The organism is Parapedobacter tibetensis (genome assembly GCF_024704835.1).
Lineage (GTDB): Bacteria > Bacteroidota > Bacteroidia > Sphingobacteriales > Sphingobacteriaceae > Parapedobacter > Parapedobacter tibetensis.
In genome coordinates, this window is the sequence record NZ_JAMXBE010000008.1 from 111,036 (window position 1) to 127,277 (window position 16,242).

Here is a 16,242-nt window from a genome sequence, read left to right on the forward strand (position 1 = left end):
CATGAACAGAATCAACAAATTATTCGCTAACAAAGGCGATAGACGCATACTCTCCATCTATTATACAGCGGGGTACCCGACACTAAATAGCACCGTGGACATCGCCGAGGCCTTGGAAAAAGCCGGAGTGGATTTTCTTGAAATCGGATTTCCTTATTCAGATCCGGTGGCCGATGGACCGATAATCCAGCATAGCTCTGAAGAGGCCTTGCATAATGGCATGACATTGCATGTACTTTTTGAACAACTTAAGCACCTCCGAAAACGGGTGGCCCTCCCCATATTGTTAATGGGTTATGTTAATCCGGTCTTGCAATATGGCGTGGAGCGCTTCTGCAAATCTTGCAAGGAGGTGGGAGTAGATGGGGTGATTGTACCCGACTTACCCATGTATGAATACGAGGATCTGTACCGCCCTGCCTTCGAGGAAAATGGATTGAGCAACATCTTCCTTGTGACACCGCAAACTTCGGAAGCACGCATCCGTAAAATCGACGGACTATCTACGGGCTTTATCTACCTGTTATCTTCTTCGGCTACCACAGGCAAAAACTTGGCAGTATCTGAAAATATGGAAGCTTATTTTTCCCGTATCCGAGATATGGAATTACAAAACCCAATTGCTATCGGGTTCGGCATCTCCACTCGCGACACATTCATACGCGCCACCGACTATGCCGATGGGGCAATTGTGGGTAGTGCGTTTGTCCAATTATTGGCCAACCCTGATTACAAGGAAAAAATACCTGAATTTATCGGGCAATTCAAGCCATAGAAAATGGCGGCAACTAAGAAATCTGACCGATTTTAGAAACCTGTTAGGTTTTTCTTTATCCTTGTGCATATATGGTTCGATTTTTACCATATTACTTACCTTGATATATGTAGCTATCAAGCATTCATTAATGCCTCGATATCGAACTAGCGCTTAGCTCGTCCAATTTGCCTAACTCACTGTATAACCTCGCCGTAGGCAAGCCTACCACATTGGTATACGACCCCACGATTTTTTCAATGGCTACGGCTCCAATCCATTCTTGTATCCCATAGCCTCCAGCTTTATCAAACGGTTTATAATGCTGGATATAATAATCGATTTCGCCGGCTGTCAACTCCTTGAAATAAACCGCTGTCACTTCGTGGAATAACCGGAGCTTCCTTGATTGGAGTAAGGCTACTGCCGTAATGACCTCATGCTTCTTTCCCGATAGCAGGTTTAACATATCTGCAGCATGGGCGCCGTTGGACGGTTTACCAAGAATTTTCCCGTCTATGGTCACAATCGTATCGGCTGCGATAATCAATTTATCGGTCGATTCCATCAGGAATGCCTTTGCTTTTTTTTCAGCGATAAACCTCACAGCCTCCACTGGTCCCAAATCAGTTGGGAAAGATTCATCCACTTCCTTTATTATCACCTCGAAGGGGATGCCAATAAGTGCTAACAATTCTTTACGGCGTGGCGATTGGGAAGCGAGTATGACCTTCATTTTAGATTTACGATGTTAGATTTATGATTTTGACGTTAAACCATTAGCTGATCCCGAAGTCTTTCAGGAGTAGTACGCACTTGACAATATCTTACTTTCGGATTTCCAGACCCCTTATATACTGGCTACATGTTCATCTTCACTCCATGTCCTCTGTAATTTCATCACTTTCTCAATAACATCCCGCACGGCGCCCGCTCCACCATTTCGGAATGAAATATATGCTGCAACGGCTTTGATTTCCTCCACGGCATCGGCCGGGCAGGCGGCCAACCCAGCAATCTTCATGTTTTCCAAATCCGGGATATCATCACCCATGTACAAAATGTCATCTGCAGTCATCTCATTATGCGACAACCAGTCATGTAGCACTGCGCTTTTGTCATCGATTCCAATATAGATATCTTTAATTCCCAACCCTTCCATACGTAGCTTCACCCCAAGAGATCTGCCACCCGTGATAACGGCTATTGGATAACCCTTCTTTACAGCCAACTGTATAGCGTACCCATCTCTGGTGTTGAAAGTACGCAACTGTTCGCCTTGCTCCGTTACTAAGATACTACCGTCTGATAGCACACCGTCTACGTCAAATACGAAAGCTCTTACTTGCTTGAATTTTTCAAATAGCATAATACACCTATAATCGAGGCCAAACTTAGTAAAAAAACTCAATTTCGAACAATTGTAAGGATTTCTTGTACGTTATTGGCGACACAGCGTCCGCATAGGGTTTATAAATTTGGCACAGCATTTGATAATATACTCATGAAAGCTTGTAATAATGATTTAGAAGCTGATTTACTTAATGTTCTTTTGACAATTTGTTAACAAAAATTTCATTAACAAAACAAAAAAATAGTGTTAAATTTGCACTATAGAATTTAACCCAAGTAAAATTGGGAATTTAGGATAGTCTTTTCATAATTTAGGTTTATAATTGGTTAGTAACAAACCCCGATGCCCATCATCGGGGTTTTGTTTTTATTGACGTTCGGCAATGATTACCAAAATACACCTTGCATCCGTAAATCTTAAAAAGAAAACAACCGTTTGCTTTGGTTAAAGCAAACGGTCGGGTAATTTATGCTCGACGCCCAACTTTGGGTGTCCTTATTAATTCTTCTTGTCGCTTCCCTTACTGGTGCCACCTCCCGGTTTGGCGATGGAACTACGCATATCGGTATCCGCTTGGATATTCTGCATTTTATAGTAATCCATAATACCCAAGTTGCCACTCCTGAACGCTTCCGCCATAGCCAAGGGCACCTGAGCTTCCGCTTCTATCACTTTGGCCCGGGCTTCTTGAGCCTTGGCACGCATTTCCTGTTCAGACGCCACGGCCATCGCCCGGCGTTCCTCCGCACGGGCATTAGCCACCTTGAGGTCGGCCTCGGCCTGATCCGTCTGCAGTTTTGCACCTACGTTCTCGCCGATATCGATGTCTGCGATATCAATAGACAAAATCTCGAAGGCTGTTCCGCTATCCAGTCCTTTAGAAAGCACGGTCTTGGATATTTTATCAGGGTTTTCTAATACTTCCTTATGGTTAAGTGCCGATCCGATTGTGGTGACTATACCTTCACCTACACGTGCCAAAATAGTTTCCTCTCCCGCGCCACCTACCAATTGGTTGATATTGGCTCTTACCGTTACCCGGGCTTTGGCAATCAATTGAATGCCATCCTTGGCCACAGCTGCCACAGGTGGCGTATTGATGACTCGGGGGTTTACCGATAACTGCACGGCATCAAACACATCACGGCCTGCCAAATCGATTGCCGTGGCCAACTTGAAGTCCAAAGGGATATTGGCCTTATCGGCGGAAATCAGTGCTTTAATAACACTGTTGACGTTGCCTCCAGCCAAATAATGTGTTTCTATTTCATTTGAATTGATATCCAATCCCGCTTTAGTGGAAGTAATCATAGCATTAGTAACCAACGCGGGCGAGACTTTACGTAAGCGCATCAGCAACAAGTTCAACAAGTTGACACGTACGCCAGACAATTGCGCAGTAAACCAAAGGTTTACAGGGAGTAAGTAAAGCAAAAAAAAGAATGCTACGATAGCTCCAACAATAATCAAAATGGGAGTGAAATTAGGGTCCATAAGGTTTAAAAAAGTTAACTGTTCTATTTATAAGTTTTAAAGATACAACTATTTTGGCAGCCGTTCAAATAAAAGTCATTTGGACAGTAGGGCTGCCACTCTTTTAGTAATTATTTCATTATTTTTGGCCTCATTCAAAACTGAAAATGTATACAGCTGCCCAACCGCGCTTGCGTATAATGGTAAACTAAGAATGGACAACTACAGATTGAACTATTTCAGGATTTTCATGCTTACCACGTTGGTGTTTTGCATGGCATCTCTTTCATTACATGCCCAACACTTGGAGTGGAATGTAAACCTGCATGGGTTTGCAGACAACAGGGAATTTGCACGTTCAGGCAGCTATTCACAGACCATTTTTGGAGTAAGGTTTTCCCCTGAGATAGGCTTGCTGATTGATAGCACACACCGGGTAAGAGCCGGTGTGAATTTCATCCAGGAGTTTGGTGCAAGGAAAAACGACAAGCAATTCGAGCCGGTCATCTATTACAATTATCAACAACGGGGACTCGATTTTTATATGGGTTTATTTCCACGCTTCCAGCTACTGGACGACTATCCGCGGGCCATATTGAACGACACCTTATTGTATTACCGCCCCAATATAGAGGGAATGTTGCTCCGCTATGCAGGGAAATCAGTGCTTCAGCAGATTTGGATTGACTGGACTAGCCGTCAAACCGCCACAGATCGTGAGCAATTCATGGTGGGCCTTTCTGGAAAGGTGGAGGCAGCTTCCTTTTATTTCTCACATTATGCCATGCTTTGGCATAATGCTAGGGCTAGAGATGATGACGAAGGACAAGCCATCCGTGATAATGGTGCCATCATGGCCAGCATAGGGATGGATCTTTCCCATAGGGATGTCTTCTTGGATTCCATCGATTTCAATGTGGGTGGTATACTGGCTATCGATAGGTTACGGGGACAGTACGGCTGGCGTACCCCAAAAGGGTTCATCGCCAACGCATATTTTTCCCACAAACAATTTTTCCTTCAAAACACGTTCTATACGGGCGAGTCACTGGACATCCCCTACGGCGACCGCTTCTATACAGCTCCTTTGTATAACCGGCTAGGGTTGGGTTGGATCCCCCTTCGTTATGGACAATTGGAGGGTAAATTCATTGTCAGTTTCCATTTCACCCGTGGGGCAATAGACAACCAGCAACAGTTTCTGTTACGTTACAAAATTGGCCGCAGTCATAAGTTAAAGGCGTTCTAGGCCATATCAGATTTTTCGAACCTTGCCCGAACCCGAGGTTTTAACATTGGTACGCGCGTTGCCGCTATAGTGTATATTGCCAGAACCACTGATGGCCGCATCTAACTGGTCATTGGCATGGATACGGATATTGCCCGAACCGGATATCTTAAGGTTAGCCGATTGGCTTCTTAGGTCGCTTCCTTCGAACTGGCCTGACCCACTGATGGATACGTTGCTTTCCTTGGCGTTTCCATTAGCTGACATCCGGCCTGACCCGCTAATGGATGCGTTACATACTGCTACATCCGTCTCAAAGACGATCCGACCTGACCCACTTAGGGAGGTGTTTAATTTATTACCAGTTATTTTTCCCATCACCGTGATGCTTCCCGAACCTGATTGTGAAAGTCCATCGATTCGTTTTGCGGTCACATAGGCTGTCACTTTACCCCAATTACGGCCAACCATCTTAATCCCCCTTTTATACCTAATTTTCAATGTACCGCTTTCCACAACGGTTTCGATTTCTCTGATTGCCTCCTCATTGCCTTCAAGCCGTACGGATTCGTGTTCACCAACCTTCACCTCTACCACAATGCTTCCACTATTGGCGACAGCGTGGAATTCACCTACATTCCGGGTTTCATCGCGTTGCTGGCTTATGGAAGTTGCTTCTGCAAATTCCATGCATCCAAACGGCAACAATACAACTAAGCAGCACAATACTAATAGTTTCATATTCATAGCTTTTTCGTTTTCCATAAGACGCATGCTCAATCGGATATGTTGCACCAATTATTTTTTTGTTCCTCCCGCATTGGAATTTGACGCCGTGATTTCCAAAACTGGATATAAACCTATATTTTTAGCGCCTAATGTACCAACATTTATCCGCCATTCATGATGAACATCACCCCTGTAACGGACAAAAGGACGGAACGGTTGTTTTTGACGATGCCGCTGCCCTTGTATCGCAATGACCCAAACTACATCCGGCCGTTTGACAGCGACATACAAGCTGTATTTGACCCTGAGAAAAACCCACGTTATGAAAGCGGAGAATGCGCACGTTGGTTGTTGCTCAACCAATCTGGTAGCTGTATTGGTCGCATAGCCGCTTTTTATGATGGAAAAACCATCGACAATGATGAAGAGCGTATCGGTGGATGTGGCTTTTTCGAGTGCATTGATGACCAGGAAGCTGCCAATATGCTGTTTGACACGGCCAAGATATGGCTGGCAGACCGGGGCATGGAAGCCATGGATGGACCAATCAACTTTGGTAGCAGGGAACGGTGGTGGGGGCTCCTCATAGATGGTTTCCATGCTCCATGCTATTGCTGTAACTATAACCCCCCTTATTATCAACAGCTCTTCGAAAGCTACGGTTTTGAGGTATATTTTAAGCAATTTACCTACCGACGGGAAATGGCCGACAAAATGTCCAGCAAGATTGGCGAGAAAGCCATGCATGCGTTAAAAGACTCCGGGTACACATTTGCCCATATTGACCCGCGCCAACTAAGTAAGGCTGCTGAAGATTTCCGAACCGTTTATAACGGAGCGTGGGCCCGGCATACAGGTGTAAACCCGATAGATGAAAAAAGTGTCCATAAACTGATGAAAAGCCTGAAACCCGTTATAGACCCCAGGATTATCTGGTTTGCATACTACCACGGCAAGCCCGTAGGCTTTTGGGTAAGTATCCCCGATGTGAACCAGCTGATTGTAAAATATATGAATGGCCGACTCACCTTGTGGGGCAACGTCTTATTCCTCTGGAATCGTTGGAGAAGACAGTGCAAAACCATCTTTGGCATTGTATTCGGCGTGGTACCAGAGCACCAGCGAAAAGGCGTGGAAGCGGCAATGGTGATGACCGCGTCAAAGATTGTGCAAGATAGCAGTCTGATGCCCTATAAAGATTTACAGATGAACTGGATCGGTGATTTCAACCCCAAGATGATAAACTTGGTTCGCTATATAGGTGGTGCCATTTATAAAACCCACCATACCTATCGTTACCTTTTTGACCGCACTAAACCATTTGAAAGGCATCCTATACTTTGAGTCAATTCCATATAGGGAGAATAGCTATCTTCATGTGTTGACTTTTCGTATTTTTGGCAATTGCTAATGTAAGGGCAAACAAATGCTTTTGTATGAGAACATTAAAATTCAAGGGACAGGTATATTTCGGCTTTGCCATTTCCATTGTCATCATTGTGGTCACTGCGATTTTTTTTTACAGGAATCTCAATCACGCTAATGAGGACACCAGAAATTGGATGCAAATTACAGTCAATGCGAATACCGCGGTAGACAGTATCGAGCAACGAAAAAACCGTATAGACTTTGAAATCATAGCATTTGTTTCCAATGGCAACCCTACGCATCTCCGGAACATTCAAAGCGAACAGTTTACCATTTCCATGGACCTCGATATACTAGCTGAAAATACAAGAAAAATCGGTATCGGTGCTTTGATGATAGACCACCTTCGCATACTACTCAATAAACGAGATGAGGCGAATATCATTTCAATGGCGCAGAGAAGGCAATCGACTGTGCGAAAATTAGAAGAAGTAAAATTTGAAAGCCAACGGATTAGTCGCCAGCTCATTTTGTTGAAACAGGCCATTCGCTCCAAACGGAAAATTGAGCTGGAAAACAGGCAAAATAAAATTACAGAAACCAAGTATATTGCGCTTTCAGGGTTGGCGCTCACCGTATCTCTTCTACTTGCTTTAATTGGATATATCTTCCAGACTTTTAATGTGCAGAAAAAATCCGAGCGCCTTATCCGCAAGGCTAATATCGATTTGAATAAGCTTTCAAAAGAACGGGAAGCTGAAAATTGGATCTTGAAAGGCTTGGCGGTGCTTGACGATAAAACACGGGGTGGGTTGGGTGAGAATGAAATTGCAGCAAAGGCCATCCAATCCGTTTGCCAACATCTTAACGCAAAAATCGGGCTCATTTATCTGGAAAGCTCATCAAATGAAGAAGTATTCATACATGCAGGTTCGTATGCAGCGAGCAAAAAAAACATCCAACCTAAAATCATGAAAAGCCAAGGCCTTATCGGCGAATGCGTAGCTTCGAAAAGCCGAATGGTCCTCTCCGATGTCCCCGAAAATTATTTAACTGTACTATCGTCTTTAGGCAATGCTAACCTCAAAAACATCGTTATTCAACCTTTGGTATACGAAAATGAAGTGCTTGGCGTGATGGAAATTGGCTTTTTCCGTAAAATAGATAACGCCATACTCCAATTTCTGGATCGGGCAGGTATAATGTTGGCCGTAGCTACCAAGGTAGCGCGTACGCATGCCACACTTACCGGATTATTCGAAGAGACCCAACAACAAGCCGAAGAATTGGAAGCGCAACAGGAAGAGCTCCGTACAACCAATGATGAGCTGATGCATAAAACACATCTTTTGGAAGCATCGGAAGAAGAATTGAGGGTGCAACAGGAAGAACTCAAACACGCCAACCTGGAGCTCGAAGAGAAGGCTAGACTATTGGAAGAACATAACTTCTCCATTGAACAGGCTAGGCAATCTATTGCCATGAAAGCGAGTGAATTGGAGCAATCTGGCAGATATAAATCGGAGTTTCTAGCCAATATGAGCCATGAGCTTCGTACCCCCCTCAATAGCATACTGATACTTGCCAAACTTCTAGAAGATAATAAATCACGTAATCTTTTACCTGATCAGGTTAAATATGCGGCCGTTATCCATAACGCTGGAACAGATTTACTCAATCTCATCAATAACATCCTTGACCTGGCCAAAATCGAATCGGGTAACGTGGAATTGGTGGAAGAGGACATTGCGCCCGCTACATTGGCTGAAGACATGCGTGAATTATTCAACAGCGTCACGGAAAGCAAAGCCATCGATTTTGAGATCAGTATAAATAAAGACTTGCCAGATTCTTTACATACGGATGAACAGCGACTCAAACAGATATTGAAAAACTTACTCTCCAATGCCTTTAAATTTACCAAAGAAAACGGCCAGGTGAAGCTGCGGTTTAGCCGAGCAACACGAGCGAGGGAATGGAAGGAAGGTATGCTTGGAGGAATAAACCCAAACGATGCCATCGCTATAGCGGTAACAGATACAGGTATAGGCATTTCGGAAGATAAACAACAGTTGATTTTCGAAGCTTTCAAACAAGCAGATGGCTCAACAAGTCGGAAGTTTGGAGGTACCGGGCTGGGGCTGTCTATCTGCCGCGAACTGGCTACCGTACTTGGCGGTGAAATTCATGTGGCAAGCCAACTCGGAAAGGGTAGCACGTTCACACTGTTCCTGCCCTTCCATCGCATCCTTGGAACCAACGAACAACCAACGAAAAAGATGCAAACTTTACAAGACATCTCTCCAAATGAGGAAAAGTCCAGTAGCAAGCCGATCTTAAGCCAAAAACAAAAGACAAGTACTTCTAAACGCTTGCTTATCATAGAAGACGATCAAAATTTTGCTGAAATACTTGAACAGTATGCCCGCGAACAAGGCTTTGATACATTTGTAGCCCATCAAGGTGATACTGGTCTACAGATGGCAATGGACTACCTCCCGGATGCCATCATACTTGACATCATGCTGCCCGTGATGGATGGATGGAGTGTCCTTAAAAAGCTGAAAAGCACACCAGATACTAAGGACATACCCGTGCACTTGATCTCAGCAGCTTCTCCTGGAAACCACAACATCAAAAAAGAAGATGCTGTTGGCTTTCTCCAAAAGCCCATTGATAAAAAATCCCTCGAAGATGTTTTTGGTCATTTGCATAAGATAGTCTCATCGCCGTTGAAAAAGGTTTTGGTCGTTGAAGACCATAAAATTCAAAGTGACAGCCTCAGGTCAAACCTTGTAGAAAATGGTGTGGAGGTAAAACAGGCATTTACAGGCACCGAAGCTATTGATGCGTTGAAATCCGGCGAACACTTTGATTGCATTATCTTGGATATCAATTTGCCTGACAAATCAGGAATGGACCTACTGGACGATATAAAAAACATCAACCAACATGAAAATACGCCGGTCATCATAAACACAGCCATGGAACTCAATGCTGAAATGACAAACCGAATCTTGCAGTATACGAAAACCATGGTGATTAAATCGGATAAATCAAACAACAGAATCTTGGATGAGGTAAATCTATTTATCAATAAAGTCAAAAACAATAAAGGGTCGAACCTTCTATACGCATTCAACCACTTTGAATCGAAGGAATTGCAATTGGACAATGTGTTAGAAGGCAAACACATTTTGCTAGCGGATGACGATATGCGTAACATCTTTGCATTGAGTACCGTATTTGAATCGTATAATATAAAAGTAGAGATTGCCAACAACGGGCTTGAGGCCCTAGAGGTGCTCCAAAAAAAACAGAAAATAGATTTAGTATTGATGGATATCATGATGCCAGAGATGGATGGCTATGAAGCAATAACAAAGATAAGGTCAATCAAAAAGTTTGCTAAGCTACCTGTCATTGCAATCACGGCCAAGGCTATGCAGGGAGACCGACAACTTGTTCTTGATGCGGGAGCAAATGATTATATTGCAAAACCTGTGGATATAGACAAATTACTCTCTCTGATGCGGGTATGGCTGAGCTAAAACAACAAGAATGAGCATATCATTTGAAAACCTAGAAAAATTAATCGATTTGGTCAATAATGTCCATGGTTTTGATTTGAATGGCTATTCAAGGGCATCACTCAAAAGACGTGTATCTCGAATTATGGATTTATTCCATCTTGATTTTACTGACATAAAGGATAACTTAGTAAATACTCCTGGTTTTTTCAACATGTTCCTTATTGAAGTAACCGTAAATGTGACGGAGATGTTTCGTGATCCGACTTTTTTCATTGCGTTGCGTGAAGAGGTTCTACCCTATTTGGCCACATTTCCCTATATCAAGGTGTGGAGTGCTGGATGTTCAACTGGTGAAGAAGTGTATTCGCTAGTCATTGTACTTAAAAAACAAGGGCTGTATGACCGGTCTTTCATCTATGGTACTGACATAAACCACAACGTCTTGGAAAAGGCTAAACAAGGAATAATCGACTTAAAAAAAATGAAGGAATACTCTGACAATTACATGCAAACCCAGGCAGACGATTCGTTTTCAGAATATTATACAGCGCGGTACGATGCGGCTACTATACACCATGATTTGCGAAAAAACGTATTGTTTTCCATTCATAATTTGGTCTCGGATGGTGTATTCAATGAGTTTCAGCTCATCACTTGTCGCAATGTGTTAATCTATTTCAACCCACCGTTGCAACAACACGTGCTTACCTTATTGTATGAAAGTTTGGCGCTATTTGGATTTCTTTGCTTAGGTGCGAGGGAAACGCTACGATCAGATAAGTTGAAAGACAAATTCAGGTTAGTGAATAAAAAACAAAACATTTATCAGAAAATTGCGTAAAATAGACCAACAAATAAGAGGCAAACTTCACGGAATCGAACTTTTATTATTGGCTTGCTCGGCAGGTGGTTTTAAAGTTCTTTTCGATATCCTGAAGGCACTGCCGGGGAATCTTGCTATCGGGGTTTTAGTTATTATCCATCGAAATGCTAAATATGAAACCAATATAGAAGTAAGCATGACGGCCAAATGTGACATCCCCATCAAGGTGGCAGAAGAAAAGGAGCTGATAAAACCACCTATGGTATATTTTGCCCCGCCTGGATACCATTTGTTGGTTGAGCCGGATCACAGCATTTCTCTGGATATTTCCGAGCCCGTGAATTTCTGCAGGCCTTCCATCGATGTGACCATGCAAAGTGTGGCGGACGTATACGGTCCTTCTACAATTGCAATTTTGCTGTCGGGGGCAAATCAAGATGGAGCACAAGGCATGACAGCTATCCAACAGGCGGGTGGGGTATGCATTGTACAAGACCCGGAATGCGCAGAGATAAAAACCATGCCGGAAGCGGCTATAGCCTTGGGAGCAGTAGACATCATCCTCACGAATGAGGAACTCGTAACGTTCTGCAAAGAACTGAACAAACATATTTTGACAAGAAATTAGGTCATGAACAAACTGAAGTTGGTCATCGTGGATGACAAAGAAGAGAATGTATTGAGCCTAAAGGCGTTGCTGGCTGATGTCGACAACTTGAACATCTGGGGAAGCACTTCTCCTAACGAAGCGCTGCGCTACTGTTGGAACCAAGATGTGGCCATCGCATTAGTAGACGTGCAGATGCCTGAGATAAATGGGTTTGAATTCGTTTCCCTGCTGCAAAGCAACCCAAAAACATGGCAGATCATGGTCATCATGGTTACGGCGATATCTAAAGAAGATAAGTTCTTGCTGAAAGGACTTCATAGTGGAGCAATCGACTACCTATACAAACCCCTCAACCCTGATATCACGGTAGCAAAGGTGAAGTCATTCATGCAACAAGTATATATTCAACGTGAACTGAAACGAAAAAACGAAGAGCTTGAACGATCACATATTGAATTGATAAAAGCAAAGAAAGAAGCGGATTTAGCCCGAAAATCAAAAGAAAACTTCCTGGCCAACATGAGCCACGAAATACGTACCCCTATCAATGGCATTACGGGCATTACCACGATGCTTAGGAATTCTCCACTAAATGGAGAACAATCTGAGTGGCTTGATTACCTCGAAAATGCTTCGCAGTCGCTGTTATTGATCATCAATGACATCTTAGACCTATCTAAAATTGACTCGGGGAAAATGCGGTTAGACTATGCCAAAACGTCGTTGCCCAACATCATTAAGGAGCTCGGCAACCTATTTACTTATAAAGCTGAACAGAAAGGGATCACCTTTAAGGTTGCTCATGATGAAAATTTGCCCAAACATATCCTGGCTGATTCATTGCGTTTGACTCAAATATTGAGCAACCTCATCTCTAACGGCATCAAGTTTACGGAAAAAGGAAGCGTTTGTTTAGAAACAAAGTTGATCAAACGCTCCAAGCAACGTGTACATATCCAGTTTTCAGTTAAGGATACTGGCATCGGCATCAGTAGCAATGCGCTTGACAAGATTTTCCAATCGTTCGAACAAGGGGAAGAAGGCATTACCAAGCGCTTTGGCGGCACCGGTTTGGGATTGGCTATAGTCAAACGGCTGGTCAACTTGCACCAGGGCCAGATCCATGCCCACAGCGAATTGGGCAAAGGCAGTGAATTTATATTCCAATGCTGGTTCGATGAGGAGGCTTCAGAGATGATGCCGAAATCTGACAGGAAGCAGTATACCGATTTGCCCCTACTTAATGACGTCCGTGTCCTCCTTGCCGAAGACAATGACTTGAACAGTTTCATGGTTACCCATATGCTCAATACCTGGGGAATTACGGTAGATACCGTCAAAAATGGGAGAGAAGCCCTGGAAAAGGTGGAAAACACCGCATATAACCTCATCCTGATGGATGCTCATATGCCCGTCATGAGCGGATTTGATGCTATCCGCGCCATCAGGAACGATCATCGTGAATACCTCAGGCAAATTCCCATCATCTCCATTTCTGCTTCAGTATTGCAGCGTGAACAGCAAGCTGCTTATGCCGCCGGCGCAAATGCCGTGGTGGGCAAACCCTTTGATCCGGTGACACTTTATCAGATTATCAAAACACTGACCCACGGAAAGTCAAAAGCAGAAAAGTAATATTAAAATTACAATGTAATGATAAATGGACTTTTTTAACGTTGTATAATTTTGGGAAATCCCATACCTTTGGCCGCAAGCAAGCAGCGTAACCAACAATGCTATCCCATTTATGGGTGGTTTAATTAATTAGATTTAACAGAAATGAAGCGATTATTTTTAGCCCCTTTAGTTGTAAGTGCATTACTCATTGCCGCCTGCGGTGGCAACCAAAAAGAAGAATCATCGGACACAACTGAAACAACCACCTCGGAAACCGAAACTCCCAAAGTGGATATCCCTGGACTGGACACCGTAGCCTTGAGCAACGACTTGGCCCTGGCGGGTAATGATTTGATGAAATATGACAAAGAACTCTTTCGGGTTAAAGCGGGGGAGCCCATAAAGCTCACCTTTAAAAATATAGGGGAGATGCCCAAAGAATCCATGGGACACAACGTGGTTGTTCTCCAACCTGGGACCGATTTGCCTGCGTTCGGCGGTGAAGCCATTAAAGCCGTAGATAACGAGTATATCCCGGCTACTTTTGCTTCATCCATTTTGGCCCACACTAAGCTATTGGGGCCAGGAGAGACCGATGTAATTGAATTTACCTTGGAAGAAAAAGGTGTATATCCTTATTTATGCAGTTTCCCTGGCCATTATGGTGTTATGAAGGGAAAAATCGTAGCAGAATAAAAACCATATGAGACAATAAAGAAAGACAGTCAGCCGGCTGTCTTTTTTTATTGTTCACCTTCCCTAACAATGTAATTTTGCGTACTTTTGAATATCTAATAGATTAAATAATTCGCATGCAATACGACGTCATCGTAATCGGTAGCGGACCTGGGGGCTATGTGGCTGCCATTCGCTGCGCACAGTTGGGCTTAAAAACAGCCGTCATCGAAAAATACAAAACCCTTGGAGGCACCTGCCTCAACGTGGGATGCATCCCATCCAAAGCACTGTTGGATTCATCAGAACATTACCACAATGCTGCTAAACATTTCAGTGCACATGGCATCAACCTGAGCAACCTCCAAGTAGATATGAAGCAAATGATTGCGCGAAAGGATGATGTAATTGGTCAAAACGTGGCTGGTATTGAATTCCTCTTCAAAAAAAACAAAATTGATAGCCTCAATGGTGTGGGTTCGTTTGTCGACAAAAACACGATCAAAATTACGAAGGAAGGCGGTGAAACAACACAAATCACCAGTAAGAACATCATCATCGCCACGGGGTCAAAACCTACCGCCCTTCCCTTCCTCCCTGTAGATAAAAAACGGATTATTACTTCCACCGAGGCATTGACACTAACGGAAGTGCCTAACCATCTGATTATCATCGGTGGTGGTGTCATCGGACTTGAGCTCGGTTCGGTCTATGCCCGCTTGGGCAGCAAGGTTTCAGTCGTTGAGTATGAAAAATCCATAATTCCCACCATGGATGGAGCATTGGGCAAGGAATTGCAGCGAGTACTGAAAAAAACGCTTGGTATGGAATTTTACATGGGACACAAAGTAACCGGTGCTACGGCAAAAGGTAAAAAAGTAACCGTGACTGCGGAAAACCCTAAGGGAGAATCCGTGAAATGGGAAGGCGACCATTGCATTGTGGCCGTAGGCCGCACGGCGTATACTGAAGGGCTCGGTCTGGAAAACATTGGTATCACGCTGGAAGAGCGTGGCAAAAAAGTACCGGTGAACGAACACCTCGAAACCCCTATACAAGGTGTATATGCCATTGGCGATGCCATCAAAGGCGCCATGCTAGCCCATAAAGCCGAGGACGAAGGTGTTTTTGTGGCTGAGCGTATTGCGGGACAAAAGCCCCATATCGATTACAACCTTATCCCCGGCGTGGTCTATACCTGGCCAGAGGTGGCCAGCGTGGGCAAAACCGAAGAACAACTCAAGGCAGAAGGCCTCAAGTATAAGACAGGAGCCTTCCCGTTCAAGGCCAGTGGTCGGGCCAAGGCCAGCGGCGATACTGATGGGTTTGTAAAGGTACTTGCCAGTGCTGATACCGATGAAGTGCTGGGTGTCCATATGATTGGTCCTCGTGCTGCCGATATGATTGCTGAAGCCACCATAGCCATGGAGTACCGCGCATCGGCAGAGGACATCGCTCGTATATGCCATGCCCACCCCACCTATACAGAGGCTTTCAGGGAAGCAGCTCTCGCAGCCACGGCCAACCGGGCCATCCATATGTAAAACGCATAGGGTGTTCTAGAAGTCTTGCTTCGTTTAGATTTCTAGAACAGCTATTAACCCAATTTACAAACCGTGTTATGCAGTACAACGGGGGATGAAAGATACCGGAAAAATCACTGATAATACGAACATGAACTTCCATACTCGCAAATGGGTTAAACCTGAGGACCTCAACCCCAATGGGACATTGTTTGGTGGCACGCTACTTCGTTGGATTGATGAAGAAGCCGTCATTTATGCCATTGTACAATTAGGCAACCCTCACATCGTTACTAAATTTATTTCCGAAATCAATTTCGTGAGCTCGGCAAGACAAGGCGACATCATCGAACTGGGTATTACGGCCACGCACTTCGGCCGCACATCCATCACACTTACCTGCCAGGTACGTAACAAAATCACGCGGAAAAGTATACTCACAATAGACAAACTGGTGTTTGTGAATCTCGACAAGGACGGCAATCCCGCACACCACGGCAAAACGGAAATTACTTACGCATACGCTGGCAACAAGCCATAACGCAACAGGGGCAT

General features: G+C 44.1%; 14 protein-coding genes. 10 read left to right on the forward strand and 4 right to left on the reverse strand.

Going from position 1 to position 16,242, the window contains the following annotated elements; translation table 11 throughout:
• Window position 1 precedes the first annotated feature (1 nt).
• A complete protein-coding gene (trpA, locus tag NF543_RS14470) occupies window positions 2–775 on the forward strand; it encodes a tryptophan synthase subunit alpha (RefSeq protein WP_257669046.1) in 774 nt (257 codons plus the stop codon).
• A gap of 127 nt (window positions 776–902) precedes the next feature.
• Here the strand turns inward: trpA and NF543_RS14475 are convergent, their stop codons facing one another.
• The 3 genes from NF543_RS14475 to floA form a co-directional block, all read right to left on the reverse strand.
• Complete coding sequence (locus NF543_RS14475; RefSeq protein WP_257669047.1) at window positions 903–1,490, reverse strand: Maf family protein; 588 nt, start codon at window positions 1,488–1,490, stop codon at window positions 903–905.
• Between the two features lie 114 nt (window positions 1,491–1,604).
• Window positions 1,605–2,123, reverse strand: a complete 519-nt coding sequence (locus tag NF543_RS14480) for a KdsC family phosphatase (protein ID WP_257669048.1) — start codon at window positions 2,121–2,123, stop codon at window positions 1,605–1,607.
• 483 nt (window positions 2,124–2,606) lie between these two features.
• Window positions 2,607–3,602: a flotillin-like protein FloA gene (floA, locus tag NF543_RS14485; protein WP_257669049.1), complete on the reverse strand. Its 996-nt coding sequence runs from the start codon at window positions 3,600–3,602 to the stop codon at window positions 2,607–2,609.
• Window positions 3,603–3,795: 193 nt separating this feature from the next.
• On the opposite strand from floA, the gene NF543_RS14490 reads away from it, so the two are divergent.
• The gene (locus NF543_RS14490; RefSeq protein ID WP_257669050.1) at window positions 3,796–4,830 is read left to right on the forward strand and encodes a lipid A deacylase; all 1,035 of its coding nucleotides are present in this window, start codon (window positions 3,796–3,798) and stop codon (window positions 4,828–4,830) included.
• Window positions 4,831–4,836: 6 nt separating this feature from the next.
• Here the strand turns inward: NF543_RS14490 and NF543_RS14495 are convergent, their stop codons facing one another.
• Complete coding sequence (locus tag NF543_RS14495; protein WP_257669051.1) at window positions 4,837–5,550, reverse strand: head GIN domain-containing protein; 714 nt, start codon at window positions 5,548–5,550, stop codon at window positions 4,837–4,839.
• 162 nt (window positions 5,551–5,712) lie between these two features.
• Between NF543_RS14495 and NF543_RS14500 the strand changes: the two genes are divergently transcribed.
• From NF543_RS14500 to NF543_RS14535, 8 genes are all read left to right on the forward strand, one after another.
• Entirely contained in the window at window positions 5,713–6,882 is a 1,170-nt protein-coding gene (locus NF543_RS14500) for a hypothetical protein (RefSeq protein WP_257669052.1), read from the forward strand.
• 92 nt (window positions 6,883–6,974) lie between these two features.
• Window positions 6,975–10,457 carry a response regulator gene (locus tag NF543_RS14505; protein ID WP_257669053.1) on the forward strand — a complete coding sequence of 1,161 codons (3,483 nt, stop codon included), beginning with the start codon at window positions 6,975–6,977 and terminating at the stop codon, window positions 10,455–10,457.
• A 10-nt stretch (window positions 10,458–10,467) separates the two neighbouring features.
• The gene (locus tag NF543_RS14510) at window positions 10,468–11,280 is read left to right on the forward strand and encodes a CheR family methyltransferase (protein WP_257669054.1); all 813 of its coding nucleotides are present in this window, start codon (window positions 10,468–10,470) and stop codon (window positions 11,278–11,280) included.
• Window positions 11,273–11,890, forward strand: coding sequence for a chemotaxis protein CheB (locus NF543_RS14515; protein ID WP_257669055.1), 618 nt, complete (start codon window positions 11,273–11,275; stop codon window positions 11,888–11,890). Before NF543_RS14510 ends, NF543_RS14515 begins: the two co-directional genes overlap by 8 nt.
• Window positions 11,891–11,893: 3 nt before the next feature.
• The gene (locus NF543_RS14520; RefSeq protein WP_257669056.1) at window positions 11,894–13,507 is read left to right on the forward strand and encodes a hybrid sensor histidine kinase/response regulator; all 1,614 of its coding nucleotides are present in this window, start codon (window positions 11,894–11,896) and stop codon (window positions 13,505–13,507) included.
• A 144-nt stretch (window positions 13,508–13,651) separates the two neighbouring features.
• Entirely contained in the window at window positions 13,652–14,185 is a 534-nt protein-coding gene (locus tag NF543_RS14525) for a plastocyanin/azurin family copper-binding protein (RefSeq protein ID WP_257669057.1), read from the forward strand.
• A 116-nt stretch (window positions 14,186–14,301) separates the two neighbouring features.
• On the forward strand, window positions 14,302–15,708 hold the full coding sequence (gene lpdA, locus NF543_RS14530; protein WP_257669058.1) for a dihydrolipoyl dehydrogenase: 1,407 nt from the start codon (window positions 14,302–14,304) through the stop codon (window positions 15,706–15,708).
• Window positions 15,709–15,838: 130 nt separating this feature from the next.
• A complete protein-coding gene (locus NF543_RS14535; RefSeq protein WP_257669059.1) occupies window positions 15,839–16,228 on the forward strand; it encodes an acyl-CoA thioesterase in 390 nt (129 codons plus the stop codon).
• Window positions 16,229–16,242 lie beyond the last annotated feature (14 nt).

What these genes read in the sequence shown, in the direction of transcription:
- trpA (WP_257669046.1), top strand. Translation starts at nt 2, where the DNA reads ATGAACAGAATCAACAAATTATTCGCTAACAAAGGCGATAGACGCATA.
- NF543_RS14475 (WP_257669047.1), bottom strand. Translation starts at nt 1,490, where the DNA reads ATGAAGGTCATACTCGCTTCCCAATCGCCACGCCGTAAAGAATTGTTA.
- NF543_RS14480 (WP_257669048.1), bottom strand. Translation starts at nt 2,123, where the DNA reads ATGCTATTTGAAAAATTCAAGCAAGTAAGAGCTTTCGTATTTGACGTA.
- floA (WP_257669049.1), bottom strand. Translation starts at nt 3,602, where the DNA reads ATGGACCCTAATTTCACTCCCATTTTGATTATTGTTGGAGCTATCGTA.
- NF543_RS14490 (WP_257669050.1), top strand. Translation starts at nt 3,796, where the DNA reads ATGGACAACTACAGATTGAACTATTTCAGGATTTTCATGCTTACCACG.
- NF543_RS14495 (WP_257669051.1), bottom strand. Translation starts at nt 5,550, where the DNA reads ATGAAACTATTAGTATTGTGCTGCTTAGTTGTATTGTTGCCGTTTGGA.
- NF543_RS14500 (WP_257669052.1), top strand. Translation starts at nt 5,713, where the DNA reads ATGATGAACATCACCCCTGTAACGGACAAAAGGACGGAACGGTTGTTT.
- NF543_RS14505 (WP_257669053.1), top strand. Translation starts at nt 6,975, where the DNA reads ATGAGAACATTAAAATTCAAGGGACAGGTATATTTCGGCTTTGCCATT.
- NF543_RS14510 (WP_257669054.1), top strand. Translation starts at nt 10,468, where the DNA reads ATGAGCATATCATTTGAAAACCTAGAAAAATTAATCGATTTGGTCAAT.
- NF543_RS14520 (WP_257669056.1), top strand. Translation starts at nt 11,894, where the DNA reads ATGAACAAACTGAAGTTGGTCATCGTGGATGACAAAGAAGAGAATGTA.
- NF543_RS14525 (WP_257669057.1), top strand. Translation starts at nt 13,652, where the DNA reads ATGAAGCGATTATTTTTAGCCCCTTTAGTTGTAAGTGCATTACTCATT.
- lpdA (WP_257669058.1), top strand. Translation starts at nt 14,302, where the DNA reads ATGCAATACGACGTCATCGTAATCGGTAGCGGACCTGGGGGCTATGTG.
- NF543_RS14535 (WP_257669059.1), top strand. Translation starts at nt 15,839, where the DNA reads ATGAACTTCCATACTCGCAAATGGGTTAAACCTGAGGACCTCAACCCC.